We start from the raw sequence: 18,180 nt of genomic DNA, 5'->3' as shown, positions 1-18,180 counted from the left end.
CAGGCAGATGAGGGGCAGCGCGAACTTTTCAGACCTTGGCGCTGCCCCTCATCCGGCCCTTCGGGCCACCTTCTCCCGGTGAACGGGGAGAAGGAAGAGGCGCCTACATCCTCGTCCGCTCCGACTTCGGGTCATACATCGGCTTCAGCGATGCTTCCGCAGCAAAACGCTCGCCGGCGATCTCGATCTCGTAGGACGATGCCAGAACATCCGCCTCGCTCTCGCCCAGACACGGCACGTAGCCCAGCCCAATGGCGCCGCCGAGATGATGGCCGTAATTGCCCGAGGTGATCGGGCCGACGATCTTGCCGTCGCGCAGGATCGCCTCGTTGTGGAAGAGCAGGGGTTGCGGCTCCTTCAACCGGAACTGCACCAGCCGGCGTGACAGGCCGGCCTCCTTTTTCCGCAGCACCGCACCGCGACCGATGAAGTCGCCCTTGGCCGTCTTCACGGCAAAGCCGAGGCCTGCTTCCAGCACATTGTCCTCATCGGTGATGTCGTGGCCGAAATGCCTAAAAGCCTTTTCGATGCGGCAGGAATCCAGCGTGTGCAGGCCGCAGAACTTCAGGCCGACATCGGCACCCGCCTCGTCGATTGCCTCGAAGACATGAGCTGCCTGGTCGGTCGAGACGTAGAGTTCCCAGCCGAGTTCACCGACATAGGTGACGCGATGGGCGCGGGCCAGGCCCATGCCGATCTCGATCTCCTGGAACGTCCCAAACGGGTTGGCTTCGTTGGAGAAATCATTCGGGCTGACCTTCTGGATCAGCTTTCGTGAGTCCGGCCCCATCAGGCAAAGCACGGCTTCAGCGGCGGTGACATCGGTGATGACCACGAATTCGTCGGTCAGATGCTTGCGCAGCCAGGCGAGGTCGCGCTGCAGCGTCGCGCCGGGAACGACAAGGAAGAAAGCCGTTTCCGACAGCCGCGAGACGGTGAGGTCGCTTTCGATGCCGCCGCGCTGGTTGAGCATCTGCGTGTAGACGATCTTGCCCGGCGCCACGTCCATGTCGTTGGCGCAGAGCTTTTGCAGGAAGGCGTTGGCATCGCGGCCCTCGACGCGGATCTTGCCGAACGAGGTCATGTCGAACAGGCCGACCTTGTTCCTGACCGCCAGATGCTCCTCGCGCTGGTTGTCGAACCAGTTCTGCCGCTTCCAGGAATAGCGGTATTCGCGCTCCTGGCCCTCGCGGGCGAACCAGTTGGCGCGCTCCCAGCCGGCGACCTCACCGAAGACGGCGCCACGCGCCTTGAGATGTTCATGCAGGGGCGAGCGACGGACATTGCGCGAGGTCGCCATCTGCCGATAGGGGAAATGATCGGCATAGAGCAGGCCGAGCGTTTCGGAGACGCGCTCCTTCAAATAGCGGCGGTTCTTCTGGAATGGCTGGGCGCGGCGAATGTCGACTTCCCACAGATCAAAGGGTGCTTCGCCGTCATTGATCCACTGCGCCAGCGCCATGCCGGCGCCACCGGAGGAGACAATGCCGATCGAGTTGTAGCCGGTCGCCATCCAATAGCCGGACAGCTCCGGCGCCTCTCCGAGATAGTAGCGGTCGTCGGGGGTGAAGCTCTCGGGACCGTTGAAGAAGGTATGGATGCCGGCGGTCGCCAGCATCGGCATCCGGTTGACGCCCATTTCGAGGATCGGCTCGAAATGGTCCATGTCCTCAGGCAATTGGTCGAAGCAGAAATCCTCGCGGATGCCATCCATGCCCCAGGGTTTTGCCACCGGCTCGAAGGCGCCCAGCATCATCTTGCCGGCGTCTTCCTTGTAGTAGGCGCATTCGTCCGGCACGCGCAGCACCGGCAGGCGGGTAAGGCCCGGGATTGGCTCGGTGACGAGATAAAAGTGCTCGCAGGCGTGCAGCGGGATGGTGACGCCGTTCTGGGCGCCAAGCTCACGCGCCCACATGCCGGCGCAGTTGACGACAATGTCGGTTTCGATCGTGCCTTGTTCTTCACCTTGCGCCCACGACACGCCGGCGACGCGACCGGCCTTAGTGTGGACCTTGGTGACCTTCACATTCTCGACGATGGTGGCGCCGCGCTGGCGGGCACCCTTGGCCAGCGCCATCGCGATGTTGGCGGGGTCGCATTGGCCGTCGAGCGGCAGATGCACGGCGCCGACGACGTCGGACACATTGAGATGCGGGTACATCTCCTTGACTTCGTTCGGTGAAATCTCGCGCACGTCGACATCGAACGCGCGAGCGAGAGACGCCTGCCGGTAGATCTCATGCTTGCGCTCTTCGGTCAGCGCCACGGTGATCGAGCCGACCTGGCGCATGCCGGTGCCGACCTCGGTCTCGGCTTCCAGCTTGACGTAGAGGTCGGCCGAATATTTCGCCAACCTGGTCATGTTCTGCGAGCCGCGCAGCTGGCCAATCAGGCCGGCGGCATGCCAGGTTGTGCCCGACGTCAGCTGCTTGCGCTCCAGGAGCACGATGTCGGTCCAGCCGAGCTTGGCCAGATGATAGGCGACCGAACAGCCGGAGACGCCGCCGCCGATGATGACAGCTCTTGCCTTGGTGGGGATGGCCTTGGCGGTCATGCGGCCTCGCGGCGATAGCTGGAGGCAAAACGGCGCAGCCGAAGTGCTGCTTCCTGCAACACGAGCTCCGGCTGGCAAAGGCTGATGCGAATGTGGCCGGCGGCGGCCTCGCCGAAGCTGGAGCCGGGCATCACGCCGACCTTTTCCTTGTCGAGCAAGGCCCAGGCGAATTTCTCGTCGTCGGGTTCGACGGCCGATATGTCGAGCATGACGTACATACCGCCCTCGGAACCGCGCACGGTGACATCGTTCATGCCACGCACGGCGTCGAGCAGGACGGTGCGGCGCGCGGCGTAGCGTTCGGCGATTTCCTTGACGCCATACCGGTTCTCGAGCGCCTCGGCGCAGGCAATCGAGATGAAAGCCGGCAAGCCATACGTCGTCACCAGGTTGAGATTGACCAGCAGCGAAATCATCTCCTTTGGTCCCGTCAGCCAGCCCATGCGCCAGCCGGTCATGCCATGGCTCTTCGACATGGAATTGATGACCAGAGTGCGCTCGGCCATGCCGGGCAGCGAGCGCGGCGAGACGTGCTCGCCGCCGCCCAGTGTCCAGTAGACCTCGTCCGACAACAGCCAGAGGTCATGCTCCCTGCAGACCTCCGCCAGCTGTTCCAGCCGCTCGCGCGAATAGACCGCACCGGTCGGGTTGTTCGGCGTGTTGATCAGGATGGCGCGCGTGTTCGGCCGAAGTGCTGCGCGGATCATGTCGGCGTGCGGCTGGAAGCCATCCTCGGCCGGTGTCTCGACCACGGTGAAACTGGCACCGGCGGCGCTGAACGTGTTGGGATAGGTGGCGTAGTAGGGCGCCACCACGATGGCATGGTCGCCTTGGTCGAGAACAGCCTGCACGGCCGCGTAGAGTGCGGCCTGGCCGCCCGGCGTGGCGATGACCTGATCCGGCGTCGTCTCGACGCCGGTGCAGGCGCTCGAGGCTGCCGCCATAGCCTTGCGCAGGCGCGGCAGGCCGGGAAGCGGGGTGTAGTGGTGATTGCTGGCGCGAACCGCGGTCACACAGGCTTCGATGGTTTCCGAGGGCGTGTCGAAATCATGGTCGCCCACTGACAGCATGATGATGTCTTCGCCGGCCGCCTTGCGGACCCAAGCGGCCGAATGGACTTCCCAACCGTCCTTGCCCGAAGGCACGATGCCGGAAATGCGCGATGATGGTCTAGGCATGTATATCTCCCGAAAATTCGTAGCCGGCCTGTTCGAGCCGGTCGCGCAGCGCGGCGATGTGTGGCGGTCCGACTTCGCAGCAGCCGCCGACAATGCTCGCGCCGGCCTCCACCCAGCCGATCGCCTGGTCGGCATAGGCATCCGGACCGAGGTCGTGGCGTGCGTGCAGGACATCCACCGTGCCGCCATGCTTGAGCGCTTCGACCGAGGTGAAGCCGTTGGCATAGGCGCCGACCGGGCCGCCGAGATCAATCAGCTCGGGCAGTGCTGCGCTGACTGCCTCGGGCCGGCAACAATTGACCAGCCGCGCTGCCACCGCCAGGCCATCGAGAGCGCTTGCTGCCGCGGCCAATGCCTCGCCACTGCGCAGGCGTGGCTTGCCATGATCGGCCAGCGTCCACGAAACCCATACCGGCTTGCCGCTTTCCGACGCCGCGGTGACCGCCGCACGCGCCTCCTCGGCGGAAGCCATGGTCTCGCACAGGAACAAGTCGACGCCATCAGCCTGCTCGGCAACGATGCGGCGGTAGATGTCGAGCGTATCCTCGAATGAAATGGTCAGCGCATGGGCATAGCTGCCGAAAAGCGGCGACAGGCAGCCGGCGATGGTCGCCTCGCCGGCCTGCTCGCAGGCTTGCCTTGCAAGCTCGATGCCGCGCTTCTGCAAGGGCTTGAAGAGGTCTTCCGCGCCCTCGCGCACCAGGCGTTCGGGTGTCGCCGAATAGGTGTTTATGGTGATGACGCGGGCGCCGGCACGGATAAATTCCGCGTGCAGGTCGCGCACGAGATCCGGTTCGTCGATCAGCACCCTGGCCGACCATAATGGCGTCGGCTCGGATTTGCTGCGGCGGACCAGTTCCTGGCCCATGCCGCCATCCGTGAGGATGATTTTCTTCACGCGCGCAGCCTCTCGTTCTTTGGATCCCACAAGGGCTCGTCTTTCTGCACGACCGCCTGAAAACGGTCGCCGAAGATTTCGACCTCGATCGCTGTTCCCGGTTCCGCCAGATCGGCGCGCAGCATGCCGAGCGCGATCGATTTGTCGATCCGATGACCCCAGCCGCCTGATGTCGTTTCACCGACGATCTTGCCGTCGTGCCAGAGTGTGGAAACAGAAGGGGCGTCGCAGTCACCGGGGTTCTCGACGACCAGCGTGACGAAACGCTTCTTTACCCCTTGCTGCTTCTCGTTCAGCAGTGCCGCCTTGCCGCGGAAATCGGGCTTGTCCCATTTGACGAAGCGCTCCAATCCGCCCTGGAGGATCGAATAGTCGGTCGACAGGTCGCCCTTCCAGGTGCGGTAGCCCTTTTCGAGCCGGAGCGAATCCAGCGCGTACATGCCGAATGGCCTGAGGCCATGCTGTTCTCCGGCCGCGCAGATGGCGTCAAAGATGGCGGCGGTGTCGTCGACCCTGGTGTGGATTTCCCAGCCGAGTTCGCCGGCGAAGGAGACGCGTATGAGTTTCGCCCAGCGGCCGGCGATCTTCGTCTCCTGATGCGTCAGCCACGGCAAAGCAAGGTCGGCGCTGCAGACATAGGCGAGGATTTTTCGCGAGTTCGGGCCGGCCAGGATCTGGGTCGAAAATTCCTCGGTGCGGTCGATCAGCCTGAACGGCGCATCCTTGGGGATCCTCGATTTCAGCCATTCGAAATCATGCCATTGCGCGACCGCCGCGGTGATCAGCGTCATTAGGTTCTCATCATGGCGCACGACCGACATTTCGGTGACGATGCGGCCCTTGTCGTCGGCGAAATAGACGAGGCCGATGCGGCCGATCTTCGGCACCAGCCCGGTGACCTGCAGGCTCAGCCATTCGGCGGCACCTGGCCCGTCGAGGTTGAAGCGCGAGAAGCCCGGCAGGTCGAGGATGCCGGCTGCGTCGCGAACGGCAAGGCATTCCTCGCGGACGCGATGCTGCCACGGTCCTTCGCGACGGAAGGTCAGCGTCGCCTCCTCGGAAACGTCGTCGCCGTCCTTGGCGTACCAGGTGGCGCGTTCCCAGCCATTGTAGGCGTCGAAGCGGGCGCCGAGCGCCTTGATACGATCATGGATCGGCGACAGCTTGCGGTCACGGCCTTCCGGCCAGGCATGGCGCGGGAACTGGATGGCGTATTCGTTGCCGTAGATCTCCATGCCCTTGGCGACGCAGTAGTCCGGCGCGGCAGCAAAGGAGGTGAAGCGGCGTGGATCGCACGACCACATGTCCCATTCGGTCTGGCCCTGTGTCACCCATTCGGCCAGCACCTTGCCGGCGCCGCCGCCCTGGGCGATGCCGAAGGTGAAGACGCAGGCCTCGAAGGCGTTGGGAACGCCGGGCATCGGCCCGATCAGCGGATTGCCGTCCGGCGTATATGGGATCGGCCCATTGATGACCTTGGACAGGCCGGCGGTGCCCAGGATCGGCACGCGGGCGACGGCATCGGCCAGATAATGTTCGAGCCGGTCGAGGTCGTCGGGGAACAACTGGAAGGAAAAGTCTTCTGGCATCGGATCATTGTGGGTCGCCCAATGCGCGCGGCAGTTGCGCTCATAGGGGCCGAGATTCATGCCGTTCTTTTCCTGGCGCAGATAGTAGGAGGTGTCGACGTCGCGCAGCAGCGGCAGTTTCTTGCCCTGTTCCTTCGACCATGCCGCCAGTTCGGGGATTTCCTCGAACAATATGTACTGATGGCTCATCACCATCATCGGCACCTCGCGGCCGAACATCTTGCCGACTTCGGCGGCGCGGTAGCCGGCGGCATTGACGACGATCTCGCAGCGGATTTCGCCTTGCGCGGTCTCGACCACCCATTCGTCGTTCTCGCGGCGCACGCCGGTGACCGGGCAGAAGCGGATGATCCTGGCACCCATGTCGCGCGCGCCCTTGGCCAGCGCCTGGGTCAACTGCGCCGGATCGATGTCGCCGTCGCTCGGGTCGTAGAGTGCGCCTTTCAGATCATGCGTCTCGATGAAGGGATAGCGGCGCTTGATCTCGTCCACGCCGACGACGTCGATGTCCATGCCCTGATAGCGGCCCATGCCCTTGGCGCGCTGGAACTCCTGCATGCGCTCGACCGAGTGGGCGAGGCGCAGCGAACCGGTGACGTGGTAGTTCATGGGATAGTCGACCGCTTCGGCCAGCCCGCGATAGAGCTCGGTCGAATAGCGCTGCATGTTCATCAGCGACCAGGACGAGGAGAAGGTTGGCACATTGCCGGCGGCATGCCAGGTCGAGCCGGAGGTCAGTTCGTTCTTTTCGAGCAGGACGCAGTCGGTCCAGCCCGCTTTGGCGAGATGATAGAGCGCGGACGTGCCGACGGCACCACCCCCGATGATCACCACGCGTGCCGTGCTCGGCAAACCGGCCATGTTCTTCTCCCTGACAAAACCCAAAAGCGCGTTGCGCTTTCCATTTTTTGTTTTTGATACTTGTCGTTATCCCAAGCCGCTGCTCGCTTCTGGGCGACATGCATTCAATAGACTGGCGGCGCAACCACCCAGATGACAACCGCCGGCTCGGCACCCGGATTGCGCCAGCGGTAGGGCTTGCCTTCGAAGCGAAAGGAGTCGCCTTCGCCGAGCCGATGCCAGACGCCCGATATCTCTATGTCGAACAGTCCGGACGCGACGTATCCGGCCTCTTCGGTCGGCCGACGCGCCTCGTTTTTCAGCTCCGCGCCCGGCGCGAAGACCGAACGCACCATCTCGAAGCTACCGCCGAGATCGGGCGACAGAAGCTCCTCCACCAGGCCGGATTCGCTTGTGCCAAGCGTGCGGCGCCTGCCGGCGCGCACAACCACGCCACGCTCGCTTTCGACCGGCACGTCATGGCTGAAGAACAGGCTGATCGGCACGCCGAACAGTTCAGCGAAGGCTCTGAGATCGCTGAGCGATGGCGTCGAGAGACCACGCTCGACCTGGCTGACCCAGCCGACGGAACGGCCAAGCTTCAGGCCGATCTCGGCAAGCGTCAGCCCGCGCGCCTTGCGCAGCGCCCTGATATCGCTGGCCAGCACGCGTTCGTCAGGTGCCTGCAATGTTCGTGCGATAGGTGAAGGCAAAACGCTCACTTCATGAAAATTTGCATCCGAATTTCATGAGAAATGAAGCTCATGAAAAAATCAAGTGGATTTTCACGTATGCTCAAGATTTGCTTGCAGGATTTTGACGGTTCATGCAAAGGCTCGGGCACGAACGGCGAGTGGGGACGTCTGGTCGAGACGAGGGTTAAAGGACGGCCCATGCTTGAAAAGAACACCCGAATTGCGGACGAGGCCGAGATTGTCGACGAGGCGATCCTGTCGCGCCGCTCGGTGCGCGCATTCCTGCCCAACATGGTCGACGACGACACCATCCGCGCCATTCTGTCGGTTGCGGCGCGGGCCCCATCCGGCACCAACATGCAGCCGTGGAAGGTCTACGTCACCAAGGGCGAGACCAAGCAGCAGATCACCGACGCCATCCTCAATTCGGGCATCCGCGCTGAAAAGGCCGATTGGGATGAGTACCGCTACTATCCCACCCAGTTCTTCGAGCCCTATCTGACCCGACGGCGCGCCAACGGCTTTGGGCTCTATGGCGCGCTCGGTATCGGCCGTCGCGAGGTCGACAAGATGCGCGCCCAGCACGACCGCAACTTCGTCTTCTTCGACGCGCCAGTCGGCATGATCTTCACCATCGACCGCAGGCTTAACCAAGGCTCGTGGATCGACTACGGCATGTTCCTGCAGAACATCATGGTCGCGGCGCGGGGCAGGGGCTTGCACACCTGCCCACAAGCGGCGTTCGCCCCCTATCACCGGCAGATCCGGCCGGTGCTCAACATTCCCGACGAGGAGATCGTCGTCTGCGGCATGGCGCTTGGCTATGAGGACATTTCCAAACCCGAAAACGCCTTCCGCACCGACCGCGTGCCGCTGGAAGAGTGGGTGACGTTCAGCGAATAAGCCGGCCGCCTTGGCCAGAACCGGCCAACTGGGCGTCGAGCACTATTCCGTGTTCATCTGTGCGCCGTGGCCGCTGACATGGGCGCCGTCCTGCGGCGTCAGCTTGAGATAGGCGAGCAGTGCGCACAGCGTGATGACGCCTTCGATCACGAACAGGATGCGGAAATCGTTGGCGATCGCCGGACCGCCGCCGGCCAGAAACGACAGTGCCGCGGCGGCCAGGCCGACGCTGATCGCCACCGCGAGCTGCCACAGGATGTAATTGAGCGCGCTGAAGCGGGCGAGCTGCTCGGGTGCGATGTCGGAATAGGCGAGGTTGCCGGTCGACGCCCATTGCGCGGAGCGGAAGACGCCGAAGACGAAGATGTAGGCAAGCACGATCCACACCGGTGTGGTTGCCTGCATCAAGGCAAATCCAGCGACCATGGCGGCGACGATCGGCGTGTTGCAGACCAGCACACGGCGGAAGCCGAAACGGTTGAGGACGCTCGGCATGAAGAAGCGCATGGCCACCGAGCCGACCGCGGCAACGAAAGTCAGCGATCCCGCCTGCACCGCGCTCATGCCAAAGCCGAGCTGGAACATCAGCGGCAGCAGGAAGACGACCGAGCTGAGGCCGATCGTGTCCAGGCCGCCGCCAGTCAGGAAGGAGATGCGGAAGGTGCGGATGCGCAGGAGCTTGAGATCGAGCAGGGGATTGCGCACGCGCAGGCAGTAGACCGAGGCAATGGTCAGGATGACGAGTGCGAGCGCCAGTTCACCGGCGATGATGCCGCCGGCCGCATCCTTGGCGGCAAGCGAATCCATGCCGAAGACCAGCAGCACCATGCCGCTGCCGACCAGCAGAAACCCCGGAAAATCGAACGGCGTGCGCACGGGCTTGGTCACTGTCGGAAACAGCGAGGCGGCAAGCAAAGCCGCCGCCAGTGCGAACGGCACGTTGATGAAGAAGATCCAGCGCCAGGAAATGTAGGTGGTCAGCGCGCCGCCGACGAGCGGGCCGACCAGCGGTCCGGACTGGCCGGCCAGCGAGATGTACATGTTGATCTTCAGGGTGCGGCTGCGCGGAAAGGTCTGCAGGATGACGACCTGGCCGAGCGTGCCCATCAGCGCGCCGCCGAACCCTTGCAGCGCGCGGGCGCCGACCAGCATCCAGATGTTATCGGACAGCCCGCACAGGGCCGACGCGGTGGCGAACACCAGCAAGGCAAAGCAATAAACGTTGCGCAGGCCGAAGCGGTCGGCGGCCCAGCCGCCAAGCGGCATCGAGATGATCAGGCTGGCGACATAGACGGTGATCAGAAGGCCGAGCTGGCTGGGCGGGCGGCCGAGGCTTTCGCCGATACCGGGCAGCGCCGTCACCACGACATTCTGGTCGAGGCTGGTCATGAAGACGCCGCACGCGACCGTCAGTGGCAGCAGGAGCAAGGCTCTGGCCGACACATCGGCGCGATCGGTGGCGCCGGCGGATATTTCTGCGGTCATGGGGATGTTCGAACCAAACGACTATGCCGAGCCTGAGACGGGGTTTGATGCCCCTTGGGCCGGTCTTGGCGGCCACGTTTTCCATCATGGCCGCCCGCAGCGCGATTCTCTAGCGGCAGAACCGGCTGGCGTTGATGCCAGAAGCCGCGGCGATGCGGCCATCCGGCCGGCGCTGCCTATTGCACCTCGTAGCCGACTTCCTCGCTGGCATGGCAGAGCGCCTTCCAGAACGAGCGTGCGAACGAGCGGAAGACATAGATGTCGAACTGGTCGGAGCCGGTACGCTGGATCTGGGCGAAGACATCGTGATGGGTGGTCGAGCGGCCGGCGCCAACCGGAAAGGCCGGCAGCGCGAAGTCGATGGCGAAGAACTTCGCCAGCACCCATTCGGCCTTCGGCCCGGCGATGCGAATGGCGGTGCGACCATGCGAAAGGTCGGTCACCGTGCCGATGGCCGGGGTGACCGCCTTGGCAAAGGCGCCGGCCAGGCCTTCGGCTTCATCGGCAACGGTGAATTTTCCCGGCGCGAAGCCGAAGACCGACTTCACGCCGTCGCTCAGGCCGCCGCCGGCGCCATCGGGCAGCGCAAACCCGGTGACGGTACGGATGGCGGCAATCAACTTCTTCTCCTCACCCGGCCAGGCTGCCAGCTGCACGATCGAGCCGGGCCCGGTCTCGGTCAGGATGATCTCGACGCCGTGTTCGAAATTGCCATGCGAGCCAATGTGAAACTCCGGCTCGAGCGGTGATTGGCGCTCAACCATGCATGCGGCTCCCGTCCGGATCGAAGAAGTGGTTGGAGACGATCTCGACCGGCCCGAACCGGTTGCGCAGGGGATCGGAGACATTGGCGCGCGTGCCGTGTCGTGCCTTGCCGCCCTTGACCAGCGCCAGCGCGATGTGCTTGCCGAGCGCTGGCGAATAGCAGCAGGCGGTGATGTGGCCGATCGAGCCGTGGGGATTGGCCTCGTCGAGTTGCTCGACGATGTGCGCGCCGCCATTGAGTGGGCGGTTGTCCAGCGCGATCAGGCCGACGAGCTCCAGACGATCAGACGCGATCAGGCCCTCGCGGTCCATCATCGACGAGCCAATGAACGGCTTCTTCTGCGACAGCATCCAGTCGAGGTGCAGGTCGCGGGCCGTGGTGCGGCCGTCGATCTCGGCACCGGTGACATGGCCTTTCTCGATGCGCATCGTGCCCAGCGCCTCGAGCCCGTAGGTGACCAGCCCGAACGGCTTGCCGGCCTCGATCAGCGCCTCCCAGACATGGGTGCCATGGCCGGCACCGGAATAGACCTCGAACGCCATTTCACCGGAGAAGGAGAGCCGGCAAATCATCACCGGGACACCCGATATCTCGCCGCGCACAATTCCCATGAAGGGCAAGGTGGCGTTGTCGACCGATGTGCCGGTGACGCAAGCAGCGAGGATCTGCCTGGCCTTCGGTCCGCCGATCGCGGCGCCCGCCCATTCGTCGGTGACCGAGGTGACGTGCACCTTGAGCTCCGGCCAGATCACGTCGAGGAAATATTCCAGATGCTGCATCACCTTGCCGGCGTTGGCCGTGGTGGTGGTCATCAGGAAATCCTGCTCGCCCAACCGCCAGGTGGTGCCGTCGTCGAAGGCGAGGCCGTCCTCGCGCAGCATCAGCCCGTAGCGGGCCTTGCCGACGGCCAGCGTCGAAAACATGTTGGTGTAGACGCGGTCGAGGAATGCGGCGGCGTCGGGCCCTTGCACGGCGATCTTGCCCAGCGTCGAGACATCGACGATGCCGGCGCTTTCGCGGGTCGCCTTGGCTTCGCGCACATAGGCCTGCTCGACCGTCTCTCCGGCATGGCCGTAGATCATCGGACGGTACCACAGGCCGGCCGAATACATGGTCGCGCCATTGGCGAGATGCCAGTCATGCATCGGCGTCAGCCGCTCGGGTTTCAGGTCGCCGAAGCGCTCTGCCGCCAGCGAGCCGATCGATACCGGCGCAAAAGGCGGGCGGAAGCGTGTCGTGCCGACCTCGGGGATCGGCTTGCCCAGCGCCTCGGCCATGATGGCAAGGCCCGGAACATTGGAGCTCTTGCCCTGGTCGGTCGCCATGCCGAGCGTGGTGTAGCGCTTCAGGTGCTCGACCGAGACAAAGCCTTCGCGGTGTGCCAGCCGCACATCCTCCGCGGTGACGTCGTGCTGGAAATCGACAAAGCTCTTGCCCTTGGCTCTGATCTCGAACACCGGCGCCGGATCGGGGTCGCCAGGAACGGCTTCGACAGTGGGCAACGCCGCCGGCGTGCTGGTTCCACCGGCCGCGGCAAGGCCGGCGGCGCGGCCTTCGGCAATGGCTTCAGTGGTGGAAAAACTGCCGGTGAAGGCGCCGGCGCCAATCCAGTGCTGCGTTGGCCATTGCTGGGTCGGCTTCGGCGGCAGGAAAGCCTGCCGCGCGGCGTTCCACTCGGCCTTGGCACCGGCCTGGCTGGCCAGATGGATGGTCGGCGACCAGCCGCCCGACATCAGCAGGCAATCGGCATGGATGCTGCGGGCGTCGCCGGTGAGCGAGCCGTTGGTCATGTCGAAGCGTTGCAGCTTGAGGCCGGACAGCGCCTTGCCGCCCTCGGTGGCGATGACGGCATGGCCGGCGAAGATCTCGGCCTCGGCCTCCGTGGCCAGCTTGCGCATTTCGGCTGAAAGATCTGGCCGGACGTCGGCAATGGCGACGACCGCGGCTCCCGCCTTCTTCAAGGCGACGGCCGCTCGGTAGGCGCTGTCATTGTTGGTGAAAAGCGCGATCCGTTCGCCCGGCAGCACGCCGAACTCGTTGGCGTAGCGCTCGGCGGCATGCGCCAGCATCACACCTGGCCTGTCATTGCCCGGAAACACCAGCGGCCGTTCGAAGGCGCCGGTGGCGAGCACCACGGAGCGGGCGCGGATCGCCCAATAGCGATGGCGCGGCTCGCCCTTGCCGGGCTGCTCCTTGTGGTCGCTGACCCGTTCGAGCGCGGCAAGCGTGTTGTTGTCGTAATAGCCCCAGACCGTGGTGCGCGGCAAAAGCCGGACATTGTCGCGGCCTTCGAGCTGGGCAACGGTCCGGCGGGCCCAGTCGGCGGCCGGTGTGCCATCGATGGTTTCGCCTGACCAGTTGGCAGAGCCGCCGAAACGCGGCTCAAGATCAGCCAGCATGACCCGGGCGCCCTGATCGGCAGCGGCCTTGGCGGCCATCAGCCCGGCCGGGCCGGAGCCGACTACCAGCACGTCGCAAAAGGCGTTCATGCGTTCATAGCGGGCCGGGTCCTTCGCCGATCCGGCGCTGCCGAGACCGGCGGCGCGGCGGATGAAATGCTCGCAGAACATCCAGAAGCGAGTGCCTTTGAGCGGACCGATCACCGGCCCCATGAAGGTCTTGTAGTAGAAGCCGGCCGACAGGATCTTGCCGCCAAGCTGGTTGACGGCGTTGACGTCCCAGGCAAGCGAGGGAAAGCGGTTCTGGCTGATGGCGACCAGTCCGTCATGGATCTCGACCATGGTCGCCGGAATGTTGGGCTCGCGAACATCGCCCTTCAGCACCGTCACCAGCGCGTTGGGCTCCTCGACGCCTGCGGTGAGCAGGCCGCGCGGGCGGTGATATTTGAATGAACGCCCATAAAGGGTGACGCCCTTGGCCAACAGCGCCGACGCCAGCGTGTCGCCGGCATGGCCGGTATAGGTGGCTCCGTCGAAGGTGAAGCGGATGGTTTTCAGCCGGTCTATGCGGCCGCCAGTGTCGGTGCGGCGCGGGCTCATGATTTGTCCTCCGCCTTGCGGCGCGCGGTCGAGGTGTGAGCGCCGCGCATGAAGGCGACGCTCAAAATCTCATGCGTCAGCGTGTTGCGCACGACCCTGAGATGCGCGCGGCAACCGCCAGAATGCTGCCAGATCTCGTTGTGGTCGCCGGCCGGGTTCAGCCGGTCGTAGACATAGGCGTTCCATGCCTCGAAATTCTGCGAGGCGGGGTCGGGGCGCTTACGGTTGCCGTCACCTTGATAGGTAAATTCGACGACGTCGCGCGGGCCGCAATAGGGACAGGTGATCAACATGGGACTTTACCTAATGCAGCCGCGGGTTTGCACCCTGGCCCTTGTCGTCGATCACCAGGCCGCGGTGGAAGCGGTCGAGCGTGAAGGGGGCGTTGAACTCGTGCGGCTGATCCTTGGCGATGGTCCAGGCAAAGCACCAACCCGAGGCCGGCGTCGCCTTGAAGCCGCCATAGCACCAGCCGCAGTTGAGATACATGCCGGGCAGGGGGCCGGTGGTGATGATCGGCGAGCCGTCCATCGACATGTCGCAGACGCCGCCCCAGGAGCGCAGCATGCGCACGCGGGCAAGGCCCGGAAACAGCGCCAGCATCTCGCTCATCACTTCGTCGACGATGGGCAGGTTGCCGCGCTGGGCGTAGCTGTTGTAGCCGTCGATGTCGCCGCCATAGATGAGGCCGCCCTTGTCCGACTGCGACATGTAGAAATGCCCCATGCCGAAGGTGACGACGGTGTCGATGAAAGGCTTTAGCGATTCGGTGACGAAGGCCTGCAGCACATGGCTCTCGATCGGCATCGTCTCGACGCCGGCCAACTGCATGACGCGCCCGGTGCTGCCGGCGACCGTCACGGCCACTTTTTTGGCGCGGATGTCGCCGCGCGACGTCGTGACGCCGGTGACGCGGTCGCCGTCGCGCAGGAAGCCGGTGACCTCGCAATTCTCGATGATGTCGACGCCGCGCCGGTCGGCGCCGCGCGCATAGCCCCAGGCGACCGCATCGTGGCGGGCGGTGCCGGCGCGCCGCTGCATCAGGCCGCCGACCACCGGGAATCGTGCGCTGTCGGAGATATCTAGCGCCGGGATCAGGCGTTTGATCTGCGCCGGCGTCATCAATTCAGCATCGACGCCGAGATGACGCATGGCGTTGCCGCGCCGTGCATAATCGTCGAACTGGGCCGGCGTGTGCGCCAGGTTCAGGCAGCCGCGCTGGGAGAACATGACGTTGTAATTCAACTCGTGCGACAGGTTCTCCCACATCTTCATCGAATGCTCGTAGAAGCGGGTGTTGGCGGGCAGCAGATAGTTCGAGCGCACGGCCGTCGTGTTGCGGCCGACATTGCCGGAGCCGAGCCAACCCTTTTCCAGCACCGCGACATTGGTGATACCGTGCTCCTTGGCGAGATAGTAGGCGGTTGCCAGCCCGTGACCGCCGCCACCGATGATGATGACATCATAGGACGCCTTCGGATCCGGCTTGCGCCAGACCGGTTTCCAGTCCTTGTTTCCCTTGAGCGCGTTCGCGAGCAGCGAAAAGGCCGAGTACTCTGCCATCATTGTCATCCGGTTCGGGCGATGCGGCAGACTATAGAGCAGGCCGCATCCGCAAAGCCAATATTGCGCCATCACCTTTCGACTGGCCGACGCCCGCGATCGGATCAGTGGAGCGATCGGATGCGACGGCTTGCCCCATGATATGGCCGTCTTTATCAATGACAGGCTTTTTAGATGCCTTTGCCGCTCGTGAGTCGCCAACAAATCATGCTTTTCCGGTTGCTTCGCCTCATTTTGATCCTCGCGCTTGTCGTCTCGGCGCCGCCTTCGTTTGACGCGATGGCGCAAGCGCTCGGTCAGGGCGCTGCCGGATTGATCACCGATCAGCAGAAAGTCATCCAGGGCCTGACGGCCAAGACTGACGACCTCGAGAAGAAAATACAGCAGGACGGTGAGGACGATGCCGCACTCGTCGATATCCGTCTGCAACTGGAGGACCTGTCGCGGGCGGCACTTACCAGTGCGCTGGCGTTTCGTTCGCGCCTCACCGACATCAACAATCGGATCGAGGTGCTGGGCCCGCCACCCGCGGCGGGGCAGCCACAGGAGCCCGACATAGTTACAGGCGAACGCCAGGCGTTGGCGTCGGAAAAGGCCGAGATCAACGCAGTTGTCGCCAGCGCGCAGAACCTGTCGATCCGCATCAGCGGGCTGGTCGACAACATCGGCAACATGCGCAGCGCGCTGTTCCGCAACCTTTTGACCAAGCGCTACGTGCTGTCCGATGCCCTGAGCCCTGAGGTCTTCTCCGACGCCCATGACGAATACGCCAACCTGTACAAGGCGGTGTCGTCCTGGCTGATCTTCGCTTTCAAGTTCAAGTTTAAGGCCATCCTGGCAGCGACCTTCGTGGCGCTCGGACTGGCGCTGGTGCTGCTGGTCGGGGGCAGGCGGCTGTTCGGGCGGGTCTTCGAAGCCGACCCGACGGTCGAGCAACCGTCCTATCTCAGCCGTCTATCGGTGGCGTTCTGGTCGACTTTGCTGCCGTCACTGGCGGTCAGCGTATTCCTGGCCTCCACGGTGTTCTTATTCAACTATTACAATGTGTTGCGTGGCGACATCGGGGTCTTCCTGAACGCGCTGGCGGCTGTCATCGCTGTGGTGTTCGGCGTCAACCGGCTGACCAATGCGGCGCTCGAGCCGCGGCTGCCGAACTGGCGGCTCATTCGCGTCGAAACCGGCCCGGCGCGCTGGTTGGTGCGGCTGACGACCGCCATGGCAGTGGTCATCGGCGTCAACTATTTCCTGTCGATCGTCAACGACAAGATGGGCTCGCCGCTGTCGCTGACCATTGCCCGCAGTTTCGGCGCCACGATCATCTTTGGCGTGATCCTGATCCTGATGGCGATGCTGCGGCCGTTCAGGGCGCGTGACGGAAGCTGGCGGCCGTGGCCGGCATGGCTGCGCTACATGGCGCTCGCACTCGGTTTGTTCACCATCGCTGCGGCCTTGCTCGGCTATATTGGCCTTGCCATCTTTGTCTCGGTGCAAGTGTTGGTCACCGGCACCATCCTCATCACTTCCTATATCGGCTTCCTGTCGGCGCGGGCGATCGGCGAGGAGGGCGCTTTCGCCGACACGTCCGTTGGGCGCTGGCTGTCGGCCAATTCGAGTTACGATGACGCCGCCCTCGATCAACTCGGCCTCGCCGTCAGCGTCGCCATCAACTTGATGATCGTGCTGGTCTTCCTGCCGCTGATCCTGTTGATGTGGGGTTTCCAGCCCGGCGACATCGAGGCCTGGGCCTACAGGCTGGCAACCGGGATCACCGTCGGTTCGGTGACGATTTCGGTCACCGGCATCCTTTCCGGCATCGTCGTCTTCATCATCGGCTATTTCCTGACGCGCTGGTTCCAGGGCTGGCTCGACGGTTCGGTGATGGCGCGCGGCAAGGTCGATACCGGAGTGCGCAACTCGATCCGGCTGGCGGTCGGCTACTCCGGTGTTGCGCTGGCGGCACTGGTCGGCATTTCGGCTGCGGGCATCGACCTGTCCAATCTAGCGCTGGTCGCCGGTGCCCTCTCTCTCGGCATCGGCTTTGGCCTGCAGAATGTGGTGTCCAATTTCGTCTCCGGCCTGATTCTTTTGGCCGAGCGGCCATTCAAGGTCGGCGACTGGATCGTCGCCGGCGATGTCAGCGGCACCGTCAAGAAGATCAGCGTGCGCGCCACCGAGATCGAGACGTTCCAGCGGCAGTCGGTGATCCTGCCCAATTCGAACCTGATCAACAACGCCGTCGGCAACTGGACGCATCGCAACAAGCTTGGCCGCGTCGACATCAAGGTCGGCGTCGCCTATGGCAGCGACGTCAAAAAGGTTCACGCCATCCTGACGGAGATCGCACGCGGCCACCCGATGGTGCTGAAGAATCCGGAACCTTTCGTGCTGTTTTCAAATTTCGGCGCGGCAGCACTCGAATTCGAGATCCGTGTGTTCCTGGCTGATGTGATGAACGGCAATATCGCGCAGAACGACATCCGTTTTGCCGTGCTCGAGAAATTCAACGGCGAGCATATCGAGATTCCCTCGACGCCACGCGCTGTCGTCGAGGTCCGCAAGCCAGAGGCCTGGCCGACCGACGACGACAAGATCGAGGCCGATTTCGCCGAACAGGAGCAGGCCAAGGTGGAGGCCGCGGCCGAAGCAAAAAAGCTCGCCAAGACGGGACGCAAGGTGCGCAAGCCCGATCCGGACTAGACTTTTTGATCCT

Annotated in this window: 12 protein-coding genes; 2 read left to right on the top strand and 10 right to left on the bottom strand. The window is 64.0% G+C overall.

Annotated elements, in window-relative coordinates; genetic code table 11:
• Window positions 1-103 precede the first annotated feature (103 nt).
• The 5 genes from AC1D2G_RS30290 to AC1D2G_RS30270 form a co-directional block, all read right to left on the bottom strand.
• Window positions 104-2,554, bottom strand: a complete 2,451-nt coding sequence (locus tag AC1D2G_RS30290) for a GcvT family protein (protein WP_477418690.1) — start codon at window positions 2,552-2,554, stop codon at window positions 104-106.
• Window positions 2,551-3,732 carry a pyridoxal phosphate-dependent aminotransferase gene (locus AC1D2G_RS30285; protein WP_477418688.1) on the bottom strand — a complete coding sequence of 394 codons (1,182 nt, stop codon included), beginning with the start codon at window positions 3,730-3,732 and terminating at the stop codon, window positions 2,551-2,553. The genes AC1D2G_RS30290 and AC1D2G_RS30285 overlap by 4 nt, the downstream gene beginning before the upstream one ends.
• Window positions 3,725-4,630 (bottom strand): homocysteine S-methyltransferase family protein, encoded by a 906-nt coding sequence (locus AC1D2G_RS30280; protein WP_477418686.1) that lies wholly within the window; start codon window positions 4,628-4,630, stop codon window positions 3,725-3,727. Before AC1D2G_RS30280 ends, AC1D2G_RS30285 begins: the two co-directional genes overlap by 8 nt.
• On the bottom strand, window positions 4,627-7,080 hold the full coding sequence (locus AC1D2G_RS30275) for a GcvT family protein (protein WP_477418684.1): 2,454 nt from the start codon (window positions 7,078-7,080) through the stop codon (window positions 4,627-4,629). Before AC1D2G_RS30275 ends, AC1D2G_RS30280 begins: the two co-directional genes overlap by 4 nt.
• Window positions 7,081-7,184: 104 nt before the next feature.
• Window positions 7,185-7,781, bottom strand: coding sequence for a helix-turn-helix domain-containing protein (locus tag AC1D2G_RS30270; protein WP_477418682.1), 597 nt, complete (start codon window positions 7,779-7,781; stop codon window positions 7,185-7,187).
• 171 nt (window positions 7,782-7,952) lie between these two features.
• On the opposite strand from AC1D2G_RS30270, the gene AC1D2G_RS30265 reads away from it, so the two are divergent.
• On the top strand, window positions 7,953-8,657 hold the full coding sequence (locus AC1D2G_RS30265; protein WP_477418680.1) for a nitroreductase: 705 nt from the start codon (window positions 7,953-7,955) through the stop codon (window positions 8,655-8,657).
• Window positions 8,658-8,699: 42 nt separating this feature from the next.
• Here AC1D2G_RS30265 and AC1D2G_RS30260 read toward each other — a convergent pair whose 3' ends face one another.
• The 5 genes from AC1D2G_RS30260 to AC1D2G_RS30240 all read right to left on the bottom strand — a co-directional run bounded on the left by AC1D2G_RS30260 (window position 8,700) and on the right by AC1D2G_RS30240 (window position 15,470).
• Complete coding sequence (locus AC1D2G_RS30260) at window positions 8,700-10,142, bottom strand: MFS transporter (protein WP_477418678.1); 1,443 nt, start codon at window positions 10,140-10,142, stop codon at window positions 8,700-8,702.
• Between the two features lie 176 nt (window positions 10,143-10,318).
• Window positions 10,319-10,906 (bottom strand): sarcosine oxidase subunit gamma, encoded by a 588-nt coding sequence (locus AC1D2G_RS30255; RefSeq protein WP_477228727.1) that lies wholly within the window; start codon window positions 10,904-10,906, stop codon window positions 10,319-10,321.
• On the bottom strand, window positions 10,899-13,907 hold the full coding sequence (locus AC1D2G_RS30250) for a sarcosine oxidase subunit alpha (protein ID WP_477418676.1): 3,009 nt from the start codon (window positions 13,905-13,907) through the stop codon (window positions 10,899-10,901). Before AC1D2G_RS30250 ends, AC1D2G_RS30255 begins: the two co-directional genes overlap by 8 nt.
• Window positions 13,904-14,200: a sarcosine oxidase subunit delta gene (locus tag AC1D2G_RS30245; RefSeq protein ID WP_457150422.1), complete on the bottom strand. Its 297-nt coding sequence runs from the start codon at window positions 14,198-14,200 to the stop codon at window positions 13,904-13,906. Before AC1D2G_RS30245 ends, AC1D2G_RS30250 begins: the two co-directional genes overlap by 4 nt.
• A gap of 10 nt (window positions 14,201-14,210) precedes the next feature.
• Window positions 14,211-15,470, bottom strand: a complete 1,260-nt coding sequence (locus AC1D2G_RS30240; protein ID WP_477418674.1) for a sarcosine oxidase subunit beta — start codon at window positions 15,468-15,470, stop codon at window positions 14,211-14,213.
• Window positions 15,471-15,677: 207 nt separating this feature from the next.
• Between AC1D2G_RS30240 and AC1D2G_RS30235 the strand changes: the two genes are divergently transcribed.
• The gene (locus AC1D2G_RS30235; protein WP_477418672.1) at window positions 15,678-18,167 is read left to right on the top strand and encodes a mechanosensitive ion channel family protein; all 2,490 of its coding nucleotides are present in this window, start codon (window positions 15,678-15,680) and stop codon (window positions 18,165-18,167) included.
• Window positions 18,168-18,180: the final 13 nt, after the last annotated feature.

This window comes from Mesorhizobium sp. P2_C7 (genome assembly GCF_056404515.1).
Note: the sequence above shows the minus strand (reverse complement) of the source record. Positions and strands in the feature narration are given on the sequence as shown.

Coding starts and splice junctions, on each gene's coding strand:
- AC1D2G_RS30250 (WP_477418676.1), bottom strand. CDS start 13,907: ATGAGCCCGCGCCGCACCGACACTGGCGGCCGCATAGACCGGCTGAAA.
- AC1D2G_RS30265 (WP_477418680.1), top strand. CDS start 7,953: ATGCTTGAAAAGAACACCCGAATTGCGGACGAGGCCGAGATTGTCGAC.
- AC1D2G_RS30240 (WP_477418674.1), bottom strand. CDS start 15,470: ATGGCAGAGTACTCGGCCTTTTCGCTGCTCGCGAACGCGCTCAAGGGA.
- AC1D2G_RS30255 (WP_477228727.1), bottom strand. CDS start 10,906: ATGGTTGAGCGCCAATCACCGCTCGAGCCGGAGTTTCACATTGGCTCG.
- AC1D2G_RS30290 (WP_477418690.1), bottom strand. CDS start 2,554: ATGACCGCCAAGGCCATCCCCACCAAGGCAAGAGCTGTCATCATCGGC.
- AC1D2G_RS30260 (WP_477418678.1), bottom strand. CDS start 10,142: ATGACCGCAGAAATATCCGCCGGCGCCACCGATCGCGCCGATGTGTCG.
- AC1D2G_RS30275 (WP_477418684.1), bottom strand. CDS start 7,080: ATGGCCGGTTTGCCGAGCACGGCACGCGTGGTGATCATCGGGGGTGGT.
- AC1D2G_RS30245 (WP_457150422.1), bottom strand. CDS start 14,200: ATGTTGATCACCTGTCCCTATTGCGGCCCGCGCGACGTCGTCGAATTT.
- AC1D2G_RS30285 (WP_477418688.1), bottom strand. CDS start 3,732: ATGCCTAGACCATCATCGCGCATTTCCGGCATCGTGCCTTCGGGCAAG.
- AC1D2G_RS30235 (WP_477418672.1), top strand. CDS start 15,678: ATGCTTTTCCGGTTGCTTCGCCTCATTTTGATCCTCGCGCTTGTCGTC.